The sequence below is a fragment of the Arthrobacter cavernae genome (assembly GCF_017368795.1).
Classification (GTDB): domain Bacteria; phylum Actinomycetota; class Actinomycetes; order Actinomycetales; family Micrococcaceae; genus Arthrobacter; species Arthrobacter cavernae.
Map to the genome: position 1 here is coordinate 1 of NZ_JAFNLL010000042.1, position 17,598 is coordinate 17,598.

General features: G+C 67.2%; 17 protein-coding genes and 1 pseudogene. 16 read left to right on the forward strand and 2 right to left on the reverse strand.

Features of this window, described 5'->3' with window-relative positions; all coding sequences use genetic code 11:
• The 4 genes and pseudogenes from J1902_RS15395 to J1902_RS19430 form a co-directional block, all read left to right on the forward strand.
• A partial coding sequence (locus J1902_RS15395) for a hypothetical protein (protein ID WP_207617193.1) occupies positions 1–182 on the forward strand: 182 nt, incomplete at its 5' end.
• 61 nt (positions 183–243) lie between these two features.
• Positions 244–1,695: an amino acid permease gene (locus J1902_RS15400; protein WP_207617194.1), complete on the forward strand. Its 1,452-nt coding sequence runs from the start codon at positions 244–246 to the stop codon at positions 1,693–1,695.
• Positions 1,696–1,827: 132 nt separating this feature from the next.
• Complete coding sequence (locus J1902_RS15405) at positions 1,828–2,055, forward strand: antitoxin (RefSeq protein WP_207617195.1); 228 nt, start codon at positions 1,828–1,830, stop codon at positions 2,053–2,055.
• A 155-nt stretch (positions 2,056–2,210) separates the two neighbouring features.
• Positions 2,211–2,596: pseudogene (locus tag J1902_RS19430) on the forward strand (benzoate/H(+) symporter BenE family transporter); the annotation flags it as partial.
• Positions 2,597–2,762: 166 nt separating this feature from the next.
• Here J1902_RS19430 and zapE read toward each other — a convergent pair.
• Positions 2,763–3,800 carry a cell division protein ZapE gene (gene zapE, locus J1902_RS15415; protein ID WP_207617196.1) on the reverse strand — a complete coding sequence of 346 codons (1,038 nt, stop codon included), beginning with the start codon at positions 3,798–3,800 and terminating at the stop codon, positions 2,763–2,765.
• Between the two features lie 210 nt (positions 3,801–4,010).
• Between zapE and J1902_RS15420 the strand changes: the two genes are divergently transcribed.
• From J1902_RS15420 to ybaK, 3 genes are all read left to right on the forward strand, one after another.
• Positions 4,011–4,934 carry a sulfurtransferase gene (locus J1902_RS15420; RefSeq protein WP_207617197.1) on the forward strand — a complete coding sequence of 308 codons (924 nt, stop codon included), beginning with the start codon at positions 4,011–4,013 and terminating at the stop codon, positions 4,932–4,934.
• A 70-nt stretch (positions 4,935–5,004) separates the two neighbouring features.
• Entirely contained in the window at positions 5,005–5,463 is a 459-nt protein-coding gene (locus J1902_RS15425) for a SufE family protein (protein WP_207617198.1), read from the forward strand.
• Positions 5,464–5,481: 18 nt separating this feature from the next.
• On the forward strand, positions 5,482–5,979 hold the full coding sequence (gene ybaK, locus J1902_RS15430) for a Cys-tRNA(Pro) deacylase (RefSeq protein ID WP_207617199.1): 498 nt from the start codon (positions 5,482–5,484) through the stop codon (positions 5,977–5,979).
• Positions 5,980–6,012: 33 nt separating this feature from the next.
• Here ybaK and J1902_RS15435 read toward each other — a convergent pair whose 3' ends face one another.
• The gene (locus J1902_RS15435) at positions 6,013–7,266 is read right to left on the reverse strand and encodes an alpha/beta hydrolase family protein (protein WP_207617200.1); all 1,254 of its coding nucleotides are present in this window, start codon (positions 7,264–7,266) and stop codon (positions 6,013–6,015) included.
• Between the two features lie 150 nt (positions 7,267–7,416).
• Here J1902_RS15435 and J1902_RS15440 point away from each other — a divergent pair, with 150 nt between their 5' ends.
• The 9 genes from J1902_RS15440 to J1902_RS15480 all read left to right on the forward strand — a co-directional run bounded on the left by J1902_RS15440 (position 7,417) and on the right by J1902_RS15480 (position 17,545).
• The gene (locus tag J1902_RS15440) at positions 7,417–7,908 is read left to right on the forward strand and encodes a hypothetical protein (protein ID WP_207617201.1); all 492 of its coding nucleotides are present in this window, start codon (positions 7,417–7,419) and stop codon (positions 7,906–7,908) included.
• Positions 7,909–7,922: 14 nt separating this feature from the next.
• A complete protein-coding gene (gene msrB, locus J1902_RS15445) occupies positions 7,923–8,414 on the forward strand; it encodes a peptide-methionine (R)-S-oxide reductase MsrB (protein WP_242702073.1) in 492 nt (163 codons plus the stop codon).
• A gap of 167 nt (positions 8,415–8,581) precedes the next feature.
• Positions 8,582–9,949 carry a DUF6421 family protein gene (locus tag J1902_RS15450; protein WP_207617202.1) on the forward strand — a complete coding sequence of 456 codons (1,368 nt, stop codon included), beginning with the start codon at positions 8,582–8,584 and terminating at the stop codon, positions 9,947–9,949.
• Positions 9,949–10,674: an SDR family NAD(P)-dependent oxidoreductase gene (locus J1902_RS15455; RefSeq protein WP_207617203.1), complete on the forward strand. Its 726-nt coding sequence runs from the start codon at positions 9,949–9,951 to the stop codon at positions 10,672–10,674. The genes J1902_RS15450 and J1902_RS15455 overlap by 1 nt, the downstream gene beginning before the upstream one ends.
• 9 nt (positions 10,675–10,683) lie before the next feature.
• A complete protein-coding gene (locus tag J1902_RS15460; RefSeq protein WP_207617204.1) occupies positions 10,684–11,796 on the forward strand; it encodes a threonine aldolase family protein in 1,113 nt (370 codons plus the stop codon).
• 55 nt (positions 11,797–11,851) lie between these two features.
• Positions 11,852–12,511: a DUF3000 domain-containing protein gene (locus tag J1902_RS15465; RefSeq protein WP_207617205.1), complete on the forward strand. Its 660-nt coding sequence runs from the start codon at positions 11,852–11,854 to the stop codon at positions 12,509–12,511.
• A 58-nt stretch (positions 12,512–12,569) separates the two neighbouring features.
• Complete coding sequence (locus J1902_RS15470) at positions 12,570–13,898, forward strand: HRDC domain-containing protein (RefSeq protein WP_207617206.1); 1,329 nt, start codon at positions 12,570–12,572, stop codon at positions 13,896–13,898.
• Between the two features lie 213 nt (positions 13,899–14,111).
• Positions 14,112–15,392, forward strand: a complete 1,281-nt coding sequence (locus tag J1902_RS15475; protein ID WP_207617207.1) for a thiolase family protein — start codon at positions 14,112–14,114, stop codon at positions 15,390–15,392.
• Positions 15,389–17,545, forward strand: a complete 2,157-nt coding sequence (locus J1902_RS15480) for a 3-hydroxyacyl-CoA dehydrogenase NAD-binding domain-containing protein (RefSeq protein ID WP_207617208.1) — start codon at positions 15,389–15,391, stop codon at positions 17,543–17,545. The genes J1902_RS15475 and J1902_RS15480 overlap by 4 nt, the downstream gene beginning before the upstream one ends.
• Positions 17,546–17,598 lie beyond the last annotated feature (53 nt).

Below are 17,598 nucleotides of genomic sequence, written 5' to 3' on the forward strand. Positions count from 1 at the left end.
GCCAAGGTGGATGTCGCGAGTTCGAATCTCGTCGTCCGCTCCAGATGAAAAAGCAGCTCCTCGGAGCTGCTTTTTTTATGCCGGAAGACAGCTCACAGAAATCTTCCGCCCCCAAACTCCCGGACGACAAGATTCATCAGCAGAACCAACCGATACCGCTAAGAAGAAGTCGCTTTATCTAATGTGATCCGCCTCGCATAATGTACTTCGAAGCAATCCCCTTTCCACGCCGCAGGAGCCCCCATGATCCAACAAACCTCATCGCTGTCCGTCATGAGAAAGAAACCGATCGACGACATTGAGGAAGATGTCAAGCACGGCGGCCTCTTCAAGAGCCTCGGGCTGTGGCAACTGACGGCCATCGGCGTCGGCGGCATTATCGGCGTCGGGATTTTCTCGCTCGCAGGCCTGGTGGCACATGGTGACGCGAACAACCCCGCCGTCGGCCCGGCGGTGCTGATCTCGTTCCTCGTTGCAGGCCTCGCATCGGCCGCGGCAGCCCTCTCCTATGCCGAATTCGCCGGCATGATTCCCCGGGCAGGATCGGCCTACACCTACGGCTACGTGGCGCTTGGCGAAATCATCGGCTGGTTCATCGGCTGGGACCTGCTGCTTGAATACATTGCGATCGTGGCCGTCGTCGCGATCGGCATCTCCGGCTACTTCGACACCTTCCTGTCCGGGATCGGCATCCACATGCCGACCTGGATGACCTCGACGGCGGAGGAGGGCAAGGGCGGCATCATCAACCTTCCGGCAATCCTCGTTTGCCTCCTGGTCACCTGGATCCTGTCCCGCGGCACCAAGGCCTTTGGCCGCTTCGAGCTGGTGGCCGTGGCCATCAAGGTGATCCTCATCCTGTTCATCATCGGACTGGGCATCTTCTATATCAACGCCGAGAACTTCAACCCGTTCATGCCCAGCGGCTTCGGCCCGGTGCTGGCCGGCGCCGCCACCGTGTTCTTCGCGGTCTTCGGGTACGACGCCATGAGCACCGCCGCGGAGGAAGCCAAGGACGGGAAGAAGCACATGCCCAAGGCCATCGTGCTCTCCCTCGTCATTGCCATGCTCCTTTATGTCGCCGCCACACTGGTCCTGACGGGCATGCAGAACTACAAGGACATCAACCCGACGGCGGGCTTCGCCTCGGCGTTCCAGGGCGTGGGGCTTCCGGTGATCGCCACCATCATCTCCGTCTTCGCTGTGCTGTCCATCCTCACCGTGATGCTGACCTTCCTGCTCGGCGTCACCCGCGTCTGGTTCTCCATGAGCCGTGACGGCCTTCTGCCGCGTTGGTTCGCCGGCACGGACAAGCATGGAACGCCGCAGCGCGTCACATGGATCGCCGGCATCGCCTCCGCCCTGCTGGCCGGTGTCTTCCCGATCAAGGCCGTGGCAGACCTGACCAACATCGGCATCCTCGCGGCCTTCGTAGTGGTCTGCTTCGCAGTCATCGTCTTCCGCTACAAGAAGCCCGATGCGCCCCGGACCTTCCGCCTCCCGTTCATGCCTCTCGTGCCGGCCTTCGGTGTCCTCGCCTCCGCCTTCCTCATGGCACAGCTGCACTGGGAGACCTGGCTGCGGTTCGGCGTCTGGCTCGTAGCGGGCCTGGTGATCTACTTCGGCTACGGCCGGAAGCACTCGCTCATGAACCCTCACAGTCCACGGCACCTTGGCAAGGCCCGGATATCCTGAGGCGCCATGAAGATGCTTTGACGGGACGCGGGAAATCCCTTGACAAGCCGCGTCACAAGGGCCCTTGGCAGGCCCATCCTCCGGTGTTAGTGTCGAGGCGGAGGAGCGATCTGGCTCCGCGAATGAAGGGAGGTGCCCGTGGGACTATTTGACGACCTGAAGGGCAAGGCTCAGGAGCTCATCGAGGGCAACGAAGAAGCCATCAAGGATGGCATCGAAAGGGCCGGCGACTTCGTCGACGAAAAGACCGGTGGAAAGTTCGCCGATCAGGTTGACGCAGTGCAGGATGCCGCTTCCGATTTCGTGGCCAAGATCGACGGTGATGCCGAGCAGGCTCCCGCCGAAGGTGAGGCTCAGTAGCCGGCATTGCCGGTCTGGGATCCCTTACAGTTACGTCAACGGGGCACCGGTCCCGCCGCGAGGCGACGCCGGTGCCCTTGGCGTTTAAGGAGTACCCCATTGGATCCTGTTAAGCAGGCAACCGCAGCTCCGGTAACGTAGGGCGACGTGCCCGTATCCTCGCAGGGCTCAAGGCCGTGGGCGCGAGCGCCCAGGCTGCCAGTGGGCTGCTGGCCCTGACCCTGACCTTCGGCCTTGGGATTCTGTGGCTGTCCTGGCAGTCCAGGATGCCGGTCACGCTTGCCTGGTCGACGCCGGGTGCGGCGCTGCTCGCCGGAGCCGGAACCGTCGACGGCGGTTGGCCGGCCGCCATCGGGCCTTCCTCGTGGTGGGCGTCCTGATCGCCCTGACCGGGCTGGTGCCGCCACTGGGCCGGCTCACAACCAGAATCCCGACGGCGCTGGCCCAAGCCATGCTAGCCGGTGTACTGCTGTCCCTGTGCCTGGCCCCATTCAAGGCTCTGGGCACCGCTCCCCTGCTGGTGGCGCCGGTGGTGTTGTGCTGAGGAAGCCGGCGCCGAGCGGAACCGCCGCTGGATCGCCGCCTTTGTCTCGGTCCTGGCCTTCGCCGGCATCGGGGCGGCGTTCTGGGCCCTGGTCGCAGGCCTGGTGGTCCGCTGGATGCTCAAGGACCGGGAACCCGTTCAGTAGAGTGGGGCAGCCGGTTCCTTATGCGGGTTCGTGGTTCTGGCCTTCACGGGCCAGCGCGGTGAGGCGGGACACTGCGCGGAAGTACTTCTTCATGTACCCGCCGCCCATCATTTCCTCGGTGAACAGCTTGTCGAAGGGCACGCCGCTGGCCAGGATCGGGACATTCTTGTCATACAGCCGGTCGGCGAGCACTACGAAGCGGAGGGCCACGGCCTGCTCGGTGATGGTCTCCACATCGCGCCACACCACGCCGTCGATCCCTGCGATCAGCTGGCGGTAGCGGCTCGGGTGCACACCTGCGAGGTGCTCGATGAGTCCGCGGAAGTCGTCCACGGCAACGGTCCGGCCATCGAACTCGGCACGCATCCTGTGCTTGAGCTCTTCGGTCCTCAGCGGCGCCGGGGCGGCCGGCAGGCCACGGTGGCGGAAGTCCTCGCCGTCGATCCTGACCACGTCGAATTGGTCCGCCAGGACCTGGATCTCGCGCTGGAAGTCGACGGCTGCGAATCGGCCCTCGCCCAGGGAACCCGGGAGGGTGTTGGACGTGGCGGCGAGCTTCACACCGGCGTCGGCGAGCTCCCGCATGAGGCGGGACATCAGCACGGTGTCGCCCGGATCGTCGAGTTCGAATTCGTCGATGCAGACCAGCTTGTAGTGGCTCAGCGACTCCACGGTCTTCCGGAAGGACAAGGCCCCCACAAGATTGGTGTATTCAACGAACGTGCCGAAGGCTTTCGGACCGGGTGCAGCGTGCCACAAAGAGGCCAGCAGGTGGGTTTTGCCCACGCCGAAGCCGCCGTCGAGGTAGATGCCCGCGCGGGTGGCTGGCTTCTTGGCGAAGAACTTCCTGAAGAGTCCGCCACCGTGGTTGGCGCCGACCCCGTCAGCGAAGGCAGAAAGCGCCTTAACAGCGGCAGCCTGGCTCGGCTGTGAGTGATCCGGCCGGTAGCTGTCGAAGGACACCTCGCCGAACCGCGGCGAGGGGTAAAAACCCTTGAGGATCTCATCCACGGAAACTGCCGGGGTGCGTGCGGCGAGTTGTTCGATCTGTACCAAGGCGGTCCGTTCTTCTGGTCTTAAGTCCCCAGCAAGAATACCGGCATTGGAATGGCCGGAACGGACACGTGATGAATGCCATCTTTCACCATGTGACCAAGGGGATGCATTCGCAGCAGCCCGTGGTTACTGTTGGACACACGCCCGGCTGCCACCTGCACCAGATTTCCACGGCCTGGCCCCGTCCGTTGTCAGTGAAAGGTCATGATCATGTCCTACCCCGTTGAACAAAACGAAAAGTTCGCAGAATACGCGAACCCGGAACGTCTAGTATCCACCGAGTGGCTCGCAGCAGCCCTCGAAAGCGGTGCCCTCGCCGACGGAAAGCTCGTCGTCGTCGAATCCAATGAAGATGTCCTCCTCTACGAAACCGGCCACATCCCGGGCGCGGTCAAGATCGACTGGCACACAGACCTGAACGACCAGGTCACGCGCGATTACATCTACGGCGAAGCATTTGCCGCGCTGGCCTCGGCCAAGGGCATCTCCCGCGACACCACGGTGGTCATCTACGGCGACAAGTCCAACTGGTGGGCCGCATACGCCCTCTGGGTCTTCACCCTCTTCGGCCACGAAGACGTGCGCCTGCTCGACGGCGGCCGTGACAAGTGGATCGCAGAAGGCCGCGACGTGACCACCGATGTCCCGGAGCCCGCCGCCGGCGAGTACCCCGTCGTCGAACGCAATGATGCCCCGATCCGCGCGTTCAAGGATGACGTCCTGGCGCACTTCGGCAACCCCCTGATCGACGTCCGCTCGCCGGAGGAATACACCGGCCAGCGCACGCACATGCCCAACTACCCGGAAGAGGGCGCACTGCGCGGCGGACACATCCCCACGGCTGCTTCCATCCCGTGGGCGCGCGCAGCGGCCGAGGACGGCACCTACCGCAACCGCACCGAACTCGAGGCCCTCTACCTGGGCGAAGCCGGCCTCCAGGCGGGCGACGACGTCGTGGCATACTGCCGTATTGGCGAGCGTTCCAGCCACACCTGGTTCGCGCTGAAGTTCCTGCTGGGCTTCGAAACCGTCCGCAACTACGACGGCTCCTGGACCGAATGGGGCAACGCTGTGCGGGTACCCATCGTCAAGGGTGCCGAGCGCGGCTCGGTGCCGGCACTCGCCGGAAAGTAGTCCTGTCCGTGCCATGTAGTGTCCAAGCCCACACGATGCATTCCGCCCCGTTCTGCGTAAGCTGGAAGTGATGAATACGAATACCTTGCCCGCCGCTTTGGCGGAAATCGTTGATGACTTCCAGGCGCTGACGGAGCCGGACCGCCTGCAGCTGCTCCTTGATTTCTCCCGCGGACTGCCGGAACTCCCGGATCGTCTGAAGGACCATCCAGAGCTGCTGGAGCAGGTTGTGGAGTGCCAGTCGCCGTTGTTCCTGGCCATTGAGGCCGAGAAGGCGTCCGACGGCGCCCCGGCGTACCGTTTGTTCTTCAAAGCTCCCCCGGAAGCGCCGACGACGCGCGGCTTTGCCGGTGTCCTGCACGAGGGCCTGGACGGATTGACGGCAGCGGAGATCCTGGCGGTTCCGGACGACATGCCGGAGCTGCTGGGCCTGACACGCGCCATCACGCCCCTGCGGATGCGCGGCATGACCGCCATGCTGGGACGGATCAAGCGCAAGGTGGCGGCCGCACACCGCTTGGAGTCCTGAGAGGCACCGCCCGACTACATGGCCAAGAAGCTGGCTTCACAGGGAACGCCGGCCACAGCCGTTCTGGCTGCGGCCGGCGTTCCCTTTACGCTGCACCCCTACGCGCATGATCCCTCGGCGGCCAGCTACGGCATGGAGGCCGCGGAAGTGCTTGGCGTCGACCCCGCCCGCGTCTTCAAGACGCTGATGGTGGACATCGAGGGCAAACTCGCCGTCGGCATTGTGCCCGTCGGCGGAACCCTCGACCTGAAGGCCGTTGCTGCCGCCCTGGGGGCGAAGAAGGCAGCGATGGCCGACCCCAAGGCCGCAGAGCGCCGCACCGGCTATGTGCTGGGCGGCATTTCGCCGCTGGGTCAGCGTCAGCCCTCCCCCACGGTGCTCGACGAATCGGCCTTCAACTTTGAGACTGTGCTGGTCTCCGGGGGCCGCCGCGGGCTGGACATCGAACTCGATCCGGCCGAACTCGTGCGTCTTACCGGCGCCCTGACGGCGCCCATCGGCTCAGCCAAGGCGTAGGCGGCCCGCCGCCCGGGCCCTCAGCCCTCAGCCCTAGGACACGGACCCTGGATTCGTCCGCGGGGCCAGCTGCCGCTGCAGCCATGCGCGCACCAAACGGTCCCATTTCTGTGGGTCCACATTCCACTCGTGCGTGTGCCGCGCCCCCGTGAACGGCTCGAACGTCACCATCTCCGGGTTCTTCTCCGCCAGGCTGGCCGAAGGCCCGTACGGCACGTAGTCGTCATCCACGCTGTGGATCACCAGCGTGGGCGTCCTGAGCTCCACGGCCCGGGCGTCCCAGTCCATGGCCTTGAGGTCCATGGGAGCCGCCAGGCCGGTCAGGCGCCGGCCCACGGGGTGTCCGAGCATCAGCTGCCCGTAGCGGCCCACGGCGTAGGGAATCCGGTTGAGTTCGGCATGGTGGGCCAGCACATCCACCCAGTTGATGACAGGTGCGTCCAGGACCATCGCACGGATCAGGTGCCGGTACCGTGACAGGTCTGCTGTCTGCAGGCTGATGGCTCCGCCCATGGACCAGCCAAAGAGCACCACTTCCTTGGCCCCGTTGGCCAGGGCGTGGGCGATGGCGGCCTCCACATCCCGCCATTCCGTGGAGCCGAGTCCGTACCGGCCGTCCGGAGCGGACGGCGCCAGGCCGTCGTTGCGGTAGGAGATCAGCAGGCTGTCCAGGCCCAGTTCGCGGGCCGTGCGCGCGGCCCGCAGCCCTTCAAGGCGCGTCGCGCCCCGGCCGTGCACCATGATGGCCCACACCGGTGCCGGCCCCGCCGCCCCGGCGCGGATCAGCCAGGCAGGTGCCTGGCCGCCGTCGACGTCTATTGCCAGCTCTTCCGCCGCCAGGCCCACGGCGGCGGGATCGGCATAGGCGGCGCCGCTCCACCAGCCGCGGCGGGCGGATGCGAGCTCGCCGCTGTAGACGGCCTCGACTTCGCGCTGCACTGTGTGTTCAGCGGGCGAGTAGGACACGATCCGGCCGATCCGCGCATGGCCCCTTCCGCCGTCAAAGAACAGGCTGTACACGCCGTCGACGATCGACTCGGGCGTGGCGGCAAGGATGAGCTGCAGGCCGTCGTCGCTGCGGACCACGGCGAGCACTTCTTGGTCTTCCACCTGCGTGCTGGGCGTGATGACGCGGCGGGCGAAGTAGGCGGCGAGCGCCGAGGAGCCGGTGGCCAGCAGCCCTGCGAGGCCACCGCCGGCAATGATGCCCGCCACCGCCCATTTGGCGCGCGTGGACATGGTGTGGTCCGCGGGGAGGACGGGAGCAGTCAGGGTGGTCGATGCCATGGAACCATTCTCGCCTCTGCGGGGACGCGGTGCAGCACCATGCCCCCGCCGCGCGTCGCGCGCCCCGCTGCGAGGCAATAGCGCAGGGGAACAGGAGAATCGGTGGCCAAACCCCTGCCGCCTCCGGTTCTGCGGGTCTACGCTGTAGCCATGAGCGATCCAATCGTCATTTTGACCGAAGAGCCCCTGGGCCCGGACGACCGTGCCAACATCAAGAAGCTCGTGGACGGCGGCGATGCCCCCTTGGTGGTGCTGGTCCCTGCCAATACGGAGCGGCACCTGCTGGTCGATTTCCTGGAGCATCTCTCGCTGCTGGAGGTGGCAAAGGCCTTCCGGGAGCTGCTGGCCGCGGCCCCGGACCTCGAGTCTGAGCGGGCCGAGGCTGCCGGGGCCCTGGCGGCCTCGCTGGCTGCCCTGGAGGGACTGGGCGGCGGGGTCACCGGCGAGATCGTCGACGGCGGTGCCGTGGCTGGCCTGGTGGCCAAGGTCAAGGAACTCGACGCGGCGCAGGCCGTGGTGGTTACCCGGCCCCATGCCATCGCCGATACCTTCCACACCGACTGGGCCAGCAAGGCCCAGGACCAGCTGGGGCTGCCCGTGCTGCATCTCTATGCGGGCTCGGGATTTATCGGCGACTCCTGAGCGTTGGTGTAGGCATGAGCACCGCTGAAAACAGGAAGTACTTCGAGACCGCAGACCTTTCCGCGGGTGTCCCGCTCCAGGAGGTCCCGGAGAAGGAGCACTGTGTGGAGAAGACCGAAGCCGAGTGGCGCCAGGAGCTGACGCCGGAGGAATTCCGCGTGCTGCGCCAGGCAGGCACGGAGCGCCCCTACACCGGCGAGTACTGGGACACGCACACCGCCGGCGTCTACCAGTGCCGGGCCTGCGGCACCGAGCTCTTCACCAGCAAGGAGAAGTTCGATTCCCACTGTGGCTGGCCGTCGTTCTGGGCACCGCTGGCCGAGGGCACCGTCAGGTACCTGCATGACCGCACCATGGGCATGGAGCGCGTTGAAGTCCGCTGCGCCACCTGCGATTCGCACCTGGGGCATGTGTTCGAGGGCGAGGGCTATGGCACGCCTACCGACCAGCGCTTCTGCATCAACTCCGTTTCGCTCAAGCTTGTCGAGTCCGCACCCGGCGCGTAGCCGGCCGGCTGTTCCCGCGGCAGCCCTTGCCGGGCTGGATCTTGCGGGCCCAGCCGGACCCCATGCACCAGAGTTTCTTATGCTCAGCCAACTTTTGCATTAGGGACTCTGGCTCCTTGCTACGCTCGCCTCAGAAACACAACTCCTGAGGAAAGGTCCTGTCAACGATGTCCACAACCGCTGCGGCAACACTGACCCGCATCACCGCCGACAACCCGGACTGGACGGCACTCAAGGCCGCCGCCACGGCCCTGCAGGGCCTCCAGAGCCAGGACGGTTCCGTCCCGGAGGCCGCCGGCCACGGCGCCGCCGCCGCCCATGTCGCCGCCATCACCGCCGCCGTCGGGAAGCTTGCCCCGCTGTTCCCGCACGACGCCCGGTACCTTGAGCTGCTCGTCCGGGACTTCGGACGCTGGAGCGACGGCGGTTTCGGCGTGCCCGACTTCCTCGACTCGCTGCTGGCCTTCCAGCCGCAGCAGCACCGCGAGAACGGCCTGCAGCACCTGGTGGTGTTCCCCATGTACACGCAGAACGGCAGCACCAGCCGGCTCGTCGAAGCAGTGCTGATCGAGGTCATCTGGCCCGAGTTCATCGCGGGCCTGGAAGCCGGCGACTACTCCAACAAGCTCTTCGTCCCCATCCGCTTCCTGGACTTCACCCCCGGCTACGACACGAATTCCGCGGTGCTGTTCCCCGAAACGGTGGCCGTGCGCGAAACCCCCACCTTCACCTGGGGTGCCATCTTCGCCGACCGCGAAGCAGCCCGCTTCCGCCGCGTCCTGCGTGCCGCCGCGGACACCACCTCGCTGGAGCTGCCGGCCGGCGCCGCAGCCCTCCTCGAAGACCAGGACCTCACGCAGCGCACCTTCGTGATGTGGGACCTGATCCACGACCGCACCCACATGCGCGGCGACCTGCCGTTCGACCCCTTCATGATCAAGCAGCGCATGCCGTTCTTCCTGTACTCGCTGGAGGAACTGCGCTGCGACCTCACCGCCTTCCGCGAATCCGTCCGCATCGAGAAGGACGAGACGGCCGACCCAGACGCCCGCAAGCACGCCAAGCTGGTCCAGTACGCCGTCATCTTCGACCGCATCTTCCGCTTCGCCATCACCGGAAGCCGCGTCCGCAACTACGACGGCCTGGGCGGGCAGCTCCTCTTCGCCTGGATGCACCAGCACCGCGTCCTGCACTGGACCGACAGCCGGCTCAGCATCGACTGGGACGAGGCCGCGGACGTCGTCATTGAACTCGGCGCCCGCATCGAGGAACTCTACTGGCGCTCCATCGACCGCCCCAAGGCCGCCCACTGGCTCGCAGCCTACGAGCTCATCTCCGGCACCGTGACCCCCAACCCGGCCTCCGTCTGGGCCAAGGGCCCGGATGCCCTGCCGCTGGACGGGCCTCCACGCGGCCTGACCGACCAGGTCCTCGACGACGAATTCCCGCTATCCATGTTCTACGAGGCTCTGGAGAAGAAAATGCGCCCTGTCATCGAATCCACCACCGGCATCACCGGCTCGACGGCGGCCTGATGGAGTCCCTGAACATCCTCGTCGCCGGGGGCAGCAGCGCCTCCGGCGTCGCCGTCGCGCGGGCGTTTGCCGCCGCCGGGCACAAAGTCACCACCGTGGGCAGCGACGAAGTCCGGATCAAGGAAGCCGCCGCCCTGGCCGGTTCCGGGGTGACTCCCCTGGTCTGCGACCTGGGCAGCCTGGAGTCCGTCCGCCAACTCGCCGACACCATCCACCGGGCGGAAGGACGCGTTGACGGCATCTTCCACCTGGTGGGCGGCTGGCGCGGCGCCAAGGGCATCGAGGACCAGCCGGACGAGGACTGGGACTTCCTGGAACGGGGCGCCGTCACCACGCTGCGCAACGTCTCGCGCGTCTTCTACGGCGATCTGGCGGCTGCACCGGCGGGCCGCTTCGCCATGGTGTCATCGACGTCGGTCTCCGCACCCACCGCGGCGGCCGCCAGCTACGTGGCGGCCAAGGCGGCGGCCGAGGCCTGGACCCTGGCCATGGCGGACGGGTTCCGGCGTGCCCGGTCCGGCAACACGGAAGAAGCTTCCGAGCAACGCAGCGCCGCCGTGGTGTTCGTGGTCAAGGCCTTCGTGGACGCTGCCATGCGGCTGGAACACCCGGAACGGACGTTCCCCGGGTACACGGACGTCGAAGAACTGGCCGCGGCCGCCGTCGGGCTGTTCGATCAGCCGGCCGCGGAACTGAACGGGCAACGCATTCTCCTGGCCAAATAAACTGAAAGCGTGAATGAACAAGTGACGAGCATTACAGAAGCAATCCCGGCCGCCCTCGGCGGGGACGCCGCAGGGCGCCTGCACGATCCCTCCGTCCGCGGCTTTGCCTCGGACAACTACTCGGGCGTCCACCCGGAAGTCCTGGCGGCCCTCGCCGCGGCCAACGGCGGCCACCAGGTTTCCTACGGCGACGACGTGTACACGGCACGCCTCCAGGAGCTCATGGAGGAACACTTCGGGGCGGGCATCGAATGCTTCCCCGTCTTCAACGGCACCGGCGCCAACGTGCTCTCCCTGCAGTCGCTGCTGCCCCGCTGGGGCGCGGTAATCTGTGCCTCCACTGCCCACATCAACATGGACGAGAACGGCGCACCCGAGCGGATCGGCGGCATCAAGCTCCTGCACGTCCCCACCCCGGACGGCAAGCTGAGCCCCGAACTGATCGACCGCGAGGCCTGGGGCTGGGGCGACGAACACCGCGCACAGCCGCTGGCCGTGTCCATCACGCAGACCACCGAACTGGGCACGTGCTACACGCCGGCGGAGGTCCGTGCGATCGCGGACCACGCCCACGCCAAAGGCATGAAGCTCCACATGGACGGCGCCCGCCTGGCGAACGCGGCCGCCCACCTCGGCGTGCCGCTGCGGGCCTTCACCCGCGACGCCGGCGTCGACATCCTGTCCTTCGGCGGCACCAAAAACGGCCTGCTGTTCGGCGAGGTGGTGGTGGCGCTCAACCCGGAAGCCGCCCACGGGCTGAAGTTCCTGCGCAAGATGAACATGCAGCTTGCCTCCAAGATGCGCTTCATTTCCGTGCAGTTCATAGCGCTCCTGGAGTCCGGGCTGTGGCTCCGCTCGGCGCAGCACGCCAACGCCATGGCCGCCCGCCTGCGCGCTGCGGTGGACACCATCGACGGCGTCGAGCCCACCCAGCAGACCCAGTCCAACGGCGTCTTCGCGGTCCTGCCGGCGGGCGTCGCGGACCGGCTGCGCAAGCAGTTCACGTTCTACGACTGGGACGAGGCTGCCCGTGAAGTGCGGTGGATGTGCTCCTTCGACACCACTGAAGAGGACATTGATGCCTTCGTCTCCGCCATCACCCGGGAACTGGCGGCCGGATAGATACTCCGGGGCGGCGAGCCTGCACAGATTCGCCGCCCCGGACACATAATCTACGATGGTGAACGCCCTTGCACAGGTTCCCGCCGATTTTCTCCACGCCTTGGGAACGCTTCGAAAAGCGCAGTGCCGCAACGAACTGCGGCTGGACGAGATTCCGGCCCCCTCGCGGCTCGCCCCGTACGCCGTCGCCCTGGGGGCCGAGGTCTTCTGTCAAGCGGCAGTGACCCGCCGCGTGCCCGTCCACGGCCCCGCGGCCAAGGCTTTTGCCGGTAAACACCCCGGCGACACCCAGGATGACGAAGACGACGAACTCGCCACCGGACGGTTCATCCTGCTGCATGACCCCGAGGGTCCGGCGGTCTGGGACGGGGAATTCAGGATCGTCACCTACATCCGTGCCCAGATGGACGCCGAGATGGGCAATGACGCCATGCTCGGTTCCGTGGCCTGGGACTGGCTGGTGGAGGCCCTGGACGGACACTCCGCGGCGTACCGTGCGGCTGGCGGCACCGCAACGCGCATCCTGTCCGAAAGTTTCGGCACCCTTTCGGACCGTCCGGACACCGTCGACATCGAACTGCGCGCTTCCTGGACCCCGGCATCGTCCGACGTCAAGGACCATCTGGAAGCCTGGTCCGAAATGGTCTGCACGTTCGCGGGACTCGCGCCCTTGCCGCCCGGTGTCACGCCGCTGCGCGGCCGGAGGCTCACTTAAGGGCCCCGGAATCCCCGCCGGAACCGGCCACGGGCAAAGTCGCTAAACTTAAGGCATCATGACCCCTGAAAACCTGGAACACACCACAGCCGGCGATCCGGTTGCTGATCCCACTCCCCACATCACAGTCGAGGGTTTTGACAGCCCCATACCCGTCGTCATCGATCTGGATGCGCCGCGCGAAGGCGTCCCTTTGGTCATCGACACACAGGCCGGCCTGGAGCGGTGCGCCGCCGCCGTTGCTGCCGGCACCGGCCCTGCCGGGGTCGACGCCGAACGCGCCTCCGGCTTCCGCTACGGGCAGCGCGCGTTTCTGGTGCAGATCCGCCGCGAAGGCGCCGGCACCTGGCTGATCGACCCTGAGCCCTTCGACAACCTGGACATCATCAACGACGCCCTGCGCGGCGTCGAATGGATCCTGCACGCCGCCACGCAGGACCTCCCCTGCCTGTCCGAACTGGGCATGTGGCCGGACAAACTCTTTGATACCGAACTCGCGGCCCGTCTGGCAGGACTCCCCCGCGTGGGCCTGGCGGCAGTCATCGAGCAGCTCCTGGGCTTCGGCCTGGCCAAGGAACACTCGGCCGCCGACTGGTCCACCCGCCCCCTGCCCGAACCGTGGCTGCGTTACGCCGCCCTCGACGTCGAGGTCCTCGCCGAACTCCGGGAGGAACTCATCGAACTCCTCGAAGCCGACGGCAAACTGGAATTCGCCGAGCAGGAATTCGCCGGGATCCTCAGCGCAGGCCTCGCGCCGCCCCGCGTGGATCCGTGGCGCAAGACCTCGGGCCTGCACCAGATCCGGGACCGCCGCCAGCTCGCCGCAGTCCGTGAACTCTGGCTCGAACGCGACCAGCTCGCCCGCAAGCGAGACGTGGCGCCCGGACGGCTCATCCCCGACTCCGCACTGGTGGCCGGCGCCAAGGCCCTGCCCACCACGGTGCCGCAACTGCTGGCCACGAAGGGCTTCCACGGCAGGGCCGCCCAGCGCGAAGCCCCGCGCTGGCTGCGCTGCATCACCGCTGCCCGGACCGTCCAGGAGCTGCCGCCGCTGCACCTGCCCACCAATGCACCCCCGCCGCCCCGGGTCTGGGCGGACCGCGACCTGGACGCCGCGGAGCGTCTCAGTACGGCCCGCCCGCTGCTCCAGGCCAGGGCGGATGAGCTCAAGCTGCCCGTGGAAAACCTGCTGACGCCGGACTATCTGCGCCGGGTGACCTGGCGGCCGCCGTCGGAGATTTCGCTCGAATCCATCACGGCCGAACTCAGGGAACTGGGTGCCCGCGCATGGCAAATCGGCATCGCCGCGCCGATCCTCGTGGAGGCGTGCCTGAACCCTCAGCCCCTCCCGCCCAAGGAAAGCAAGCAGCCCCAGGACGCCGACTGATCCGGGTTCCCGAGCCCATCTCCGAGGCCCGCTCCCAAGGCCCGCCCCTGGACCACATCCGATGGTCCGGAGGCGGGCCTTCCGCGTCTGCGGACACGCCCCGCCCCGCGCTCCTTGCATGCTAAGTTACTGGCTAGTAACATGGCTATCAACGCCGACCGGACGTCCACCTGAAACGGGCCCCGGCACCCATGTCTCAACGAGGAGCTACACATGAGTCCACACCGGAGCAGCAGGACCCAGAGGACAATCCGCGACGTCGTCTTTGTGGACGGAGTGCGCACCCCGTTCGGCAAGGCCGGCGACAAGGGCATCTATGCCGGCACGCGCGCCGATGACCTCGTGGTCAAGTGCATCCGCGAACTCATGCGCCGCAACCCCGCCCTGCCGGCCGAGCGCGTGGACGAGGTGGCCATCGCCGCCACCACCCAGACCGGAGACCAGGGCCTCACCATCGGCCGCACCGCGGCACTTCTGGCCGGCCTCCCCCGCACCGTTCCCGGCTTCGCGATCGACCGCATGTGTGCGGGCGCCATGACGGCCGTCACGACGACGGCGAGCGGCATCGGCTTCGGCGCCTACGACGTCGTGATCGCCGGCGGCGTGGAGCACATGGGCAACCACCCGATGGGCGTGGATGCCGACCCCAACCCGCGGTTCATGTCCGAACGCCTGGTGGATCCGGCCGCGCTGAACATGGGCAACACGGCCGAGAACCTGCACGACCGCTTCCCCGCCATCACCAAGGAACGCGCGGACTCCTACGCCGTGGCCTCGCAGGCCAAGCTCGCCGCCGCGTACACCAAGGGCCAGATCCAGCCGGACCTGGTCCCCGTGGCCACCATGAAGCCGGAGCAGGGCTGGACCGTGAACACGGTGGATGAGCCACCACGCCCCGGCACCACGGTGGACGACCTCGCCGCCCTCCGCACGCCGTTCCGTGCACACGGCCGCGTCACCGCGGGCAACGCCGCAGGATTGAACGACGGCGCGACGGCGGCCGTCCTGGCATCCGCCGAGGCCGCCGAGGAGCTGGGCCTCTCCGTGAAGATGCGCCTGGTTTCCTACGCTTTCGCCGGCGTCGAGCCCGAGGTCATGGGCATCGGCCCCGTGCCCGCCACGGAGAAGGCGCTCAGGAACGCCGGCCTGGGCATCGAGGACATCGGCCTCTTTGAGATCAACGAGGCCTTCGCCGTCCAGGTGCTGAGCTTCCTGGACCACTTCGGCATCGCCGACGACGACCCCCGGGTCAACCGCTACGGCGGCGCGATCGCCGTCGGACACCCGCTGGCGTCCTCGGGCGTTCGCCTCATGAACCAGCTGGCGCGACAGTTCGAGGAAGACCCGACGGTCCGCTTTGGGCTCACCACCATGTGCATCGGCCTGGGCATGGGCGCCACCGTGATCTGGGAAAACCCGCACCACCCCGGCTACCTCTCCGGGACCTCCACCGAAACCGCCACCGACGCCGAATCCGAAGGGGCCGCAGCATGAGCGCCACCGATTTCCAGACCCTCGCCGGGCTGTTCCCGGATGAAACCGTGACCCACTCCTACGTCCAGGACATCGCGCTGCCTCCCGTCGGCGGCAGGAGCCCGGGCACCTTTGCCCTCATCACCTTGGACAACGGCCTGGACCACTCCAAGCCCACCACCTTGGGCCCCAACACGCTCGTGGAGCTGGGCAAGGTGCTCGACGGCCTCAAGGAGCGCGCCGCGCGCGGCGAGATCGCCGGCGTCGGCGTCACCGGCAAGCCGTACTACCTGGTGGCCGGGGCTGATCTGTCCGCGGTCAAGACACTCAAGGAGCGCGAACACGGCCTCTGGATGGCCCAGCTGGGTCACGCCGTCTACGCGACCCTGGCCAATCTTGGTGTGCCGAGCTTCGCCTTCATCAACGGCGTGGCGCTGGGCGGCGGCCTCGAAATCGCCCTGCAGTCCACGTACCGCACCGTCTCCACCGGCGCCGGGGCCCTTGCGCTGCCCGAGGCGTTCATCGGGCTCGTCCCGGGCTGGGGCGGCGTCTACATCCTGCCGCGGCTGATCGGGCCGGAGAACGCCGTCAAGGTCATGATCGAGAACCCTCTCAGCAACAACCGCACGCTCAGCGGTCCGCAGGCGTTCCAGCTGGGCATCGCGGACGCCATGTTCGAACCGGCGGACTTCGTGGAGCAGTCCATTGGCTGGGCCGCCCGGGTCATCGCCGGGGAGATCACGCCGGAGCGCGCCAACGCCGTGGATCCGGCCGAGCCGGCCGTCGCCGAACGCTGGGCCGGGGCCGTCGCCGCGGGCCGCGCGTTCGTGGAGGCCAAGACGTCCAATGCCTCCCCCGCACCGGCCAAGGTCCTGGACATCCTCGAGGCGAACCGCACCATCACGCAGGCGGAATCGGCGGACCTCGAATGTGAAACCCTCGCCGGGCTGATGCAGACGGATGAGTTCCGTTCCACCGTCTACGCGTTCCTGGACCTGGTCCAGAAGCGGTCCAAGCGCCCTGCCGGCGCACCGGACCGCAAGCTGGCCCGCCCCGTGACGAAGATCGGCGTGGTGGGCGCCGGCCTCATGGCCAGCCAGCTCGCCCTGCTGTTCGCCCGCCAGCTCAAGGTCCCCGTGGTCATGACCGACATCGACCAGGCCCGCGTGGACAAGGGCGTGGCCTACGTGCACGCCGAGGTGGACAAGCTCCTCGACAAGAAGCGGATCAAGGCCGACGCCGCCAACCGCACCAAGGCCCTGGTCACCGGTTCCGTTTCCAAGGACGCCTTCGCCGACGCCGACTTCGTCATCGAGGCCGTCTTCGAGGAACTGCACGTCAAGAAGCAGGTCTTCGCCGAGGTGGAGGCCATCGTCTCCGCCGAGTGCATCCTGGCCACGAATACTTCCTCTCTCTCGGTCACGGCCATGGCCGAGGAGCTGCAATACCCGGAGCGGCTGGTGGGCTTCCACTTCTTCAACCCGGTGGCCGTGATGCCGCTCCTGGAGATCGTCCGGGCCCCGAGGACCGACGACGCCGTACTGGCCACCGCCTTCGAGCTCGCCAAGGGCTTGAAGAAGACCGCAGTCCTGGTCAAGGATGCCGCAGCCTTCGTGGTCAACCGCATACTGCTGCGCCTCATGGGCGAAGTGATCGCGGCCTTCGACGAGGGCACGCCGGCCGAGGTGGCCGACTCGGCCCTGCGGCCGATGGGACTGCCGATGAGCCCGTTCGCGCTCAGCGCGATGGTGGGACTTCCGGTGGCCCAGCACGTCCAGGAATCCCTGCACGCCGCCTTCGGCGAGCGGTTTGCCGTGTCCCAGAACCTGCAGAAGCTGATCGACAACGGCGTGAAGTCACTCTGGGTGCCGGGTCCTGATGGTACCCCGGTCATTCCTGCGGAGACATTGGCTGTCATGTCCTTCGGCACGTCCCCGTCCACGGGCGAAGAGGTCCTGCGCCGCACGCAGGATGCCCTCGCCGAGGAGATCGGCCTCATGCTGGCCGAAGGCGTGGTGGCCGGGCCCGAGGACATCGACCTCTGCGTCATCATGGGCGCCGGCTGGCCGATGTTCCTGGGCGGCATCACCCCGTACCTGGACCGTGTGGGCGCGTCGGAGCGCGTCAACGGCAAGCGGTTCCTGGCCCCGGGTGTCGCCTCGAAGGCGGTCTGATTCCGTCTGCTTGAAGACCGGCCGTGGGCGGGGCAGAATGCTCCGGCCACGGC

Bases quoted from the DNA above. Each gene is read 5' to 3' on its own strand.
- J1902_RS15440 (WP_207617201.1), top strand. From the start codon at position 7,417: ATGAGCGATCCAATCGTCATTTTGACCGAAGAGCCCCTGGGCCCGGAC.
- J1902_RS15420 (WP_207617197.1), top strand. From the start codon at position 4,011: ATGTCCTACCCCGTTGAACAAAACGAAAAGTTCGCAGAATACGCGAAC.
- J1902_RS15480 (WP_207617208.1), top strand. From the start codon at position 15,389: ATGAGCGCCACCGATTTCCAGACCCTCGCCGGGCTGTTCCCGGATGAA.
- J1902_RS15435 (WP_207617200.1), bottom strand. From the start codon at position 7,266: ATGGCATCGACCACCCTGACTGCTCCCGTCCTCCCCGCGGACCACACC.
- J1902_RS15425 (WP_207617198.1), top strand. From the start codon at position 5,005: ATGAATACGAATACCTTGCCCGCCGCTTTGGCGGAAATCGTTGATGAC.
- J1902_RS15450 (WP_207617202.1), top strand. From the start codon at position 8,582: ATGTCCACAACCGCTGCGGCAACACTGACCCGCATCACCGCCGACAAC.
- J1902_RS15475 (WP_207617207.1), top strand. From the start codon at position 14,112: ATGAGTCCACACCGGAGCAGCAGGACCCAGAGGACAATCCGCGACGTC.
- ybaK (WP_207617199.1), top strand. From the start codon at position 5,482: ATGGCCAAGAAGCTGGCTTCACAGGGAACGCCGGCCACAGCCGTTCTG.
- J1902_RS15455 (WP_207617203.1), top strand. From the start codon at position 9,949: ATGGAGTCCCTGAACATCCTCGTCGCCGGGGGCAGCAGCGCCTCCGGC.
- J1902_RS15465 (WP_207617205.1), top strand. From the start codon at position 11,852: ATGGTGAACGCCCTTGCACAGGTTCCCGCCGATTTTCTCCACGCCTTG.
- J1902_RS15400 (WP_207617194.1), top strand. From the start codon at position 244: ATGATCCAACAAACCTCATCGCTGTCCGTCATGAGAAAGAAACCGATC.
- msrB (WP_242702073.1), top strand. From the start codon at position 7,923: ATGAGCACCGCTGAAAACAGGAAGTACTTCGAGACCGCAGACCTTTCC.
- J1902_RS15470 (WP_207617206.1), top strand. From the start codon at position 12,570: ATGACCCCTGAAAACCTGGAACACACCACAGCCGGCGATCCGGTTGCT.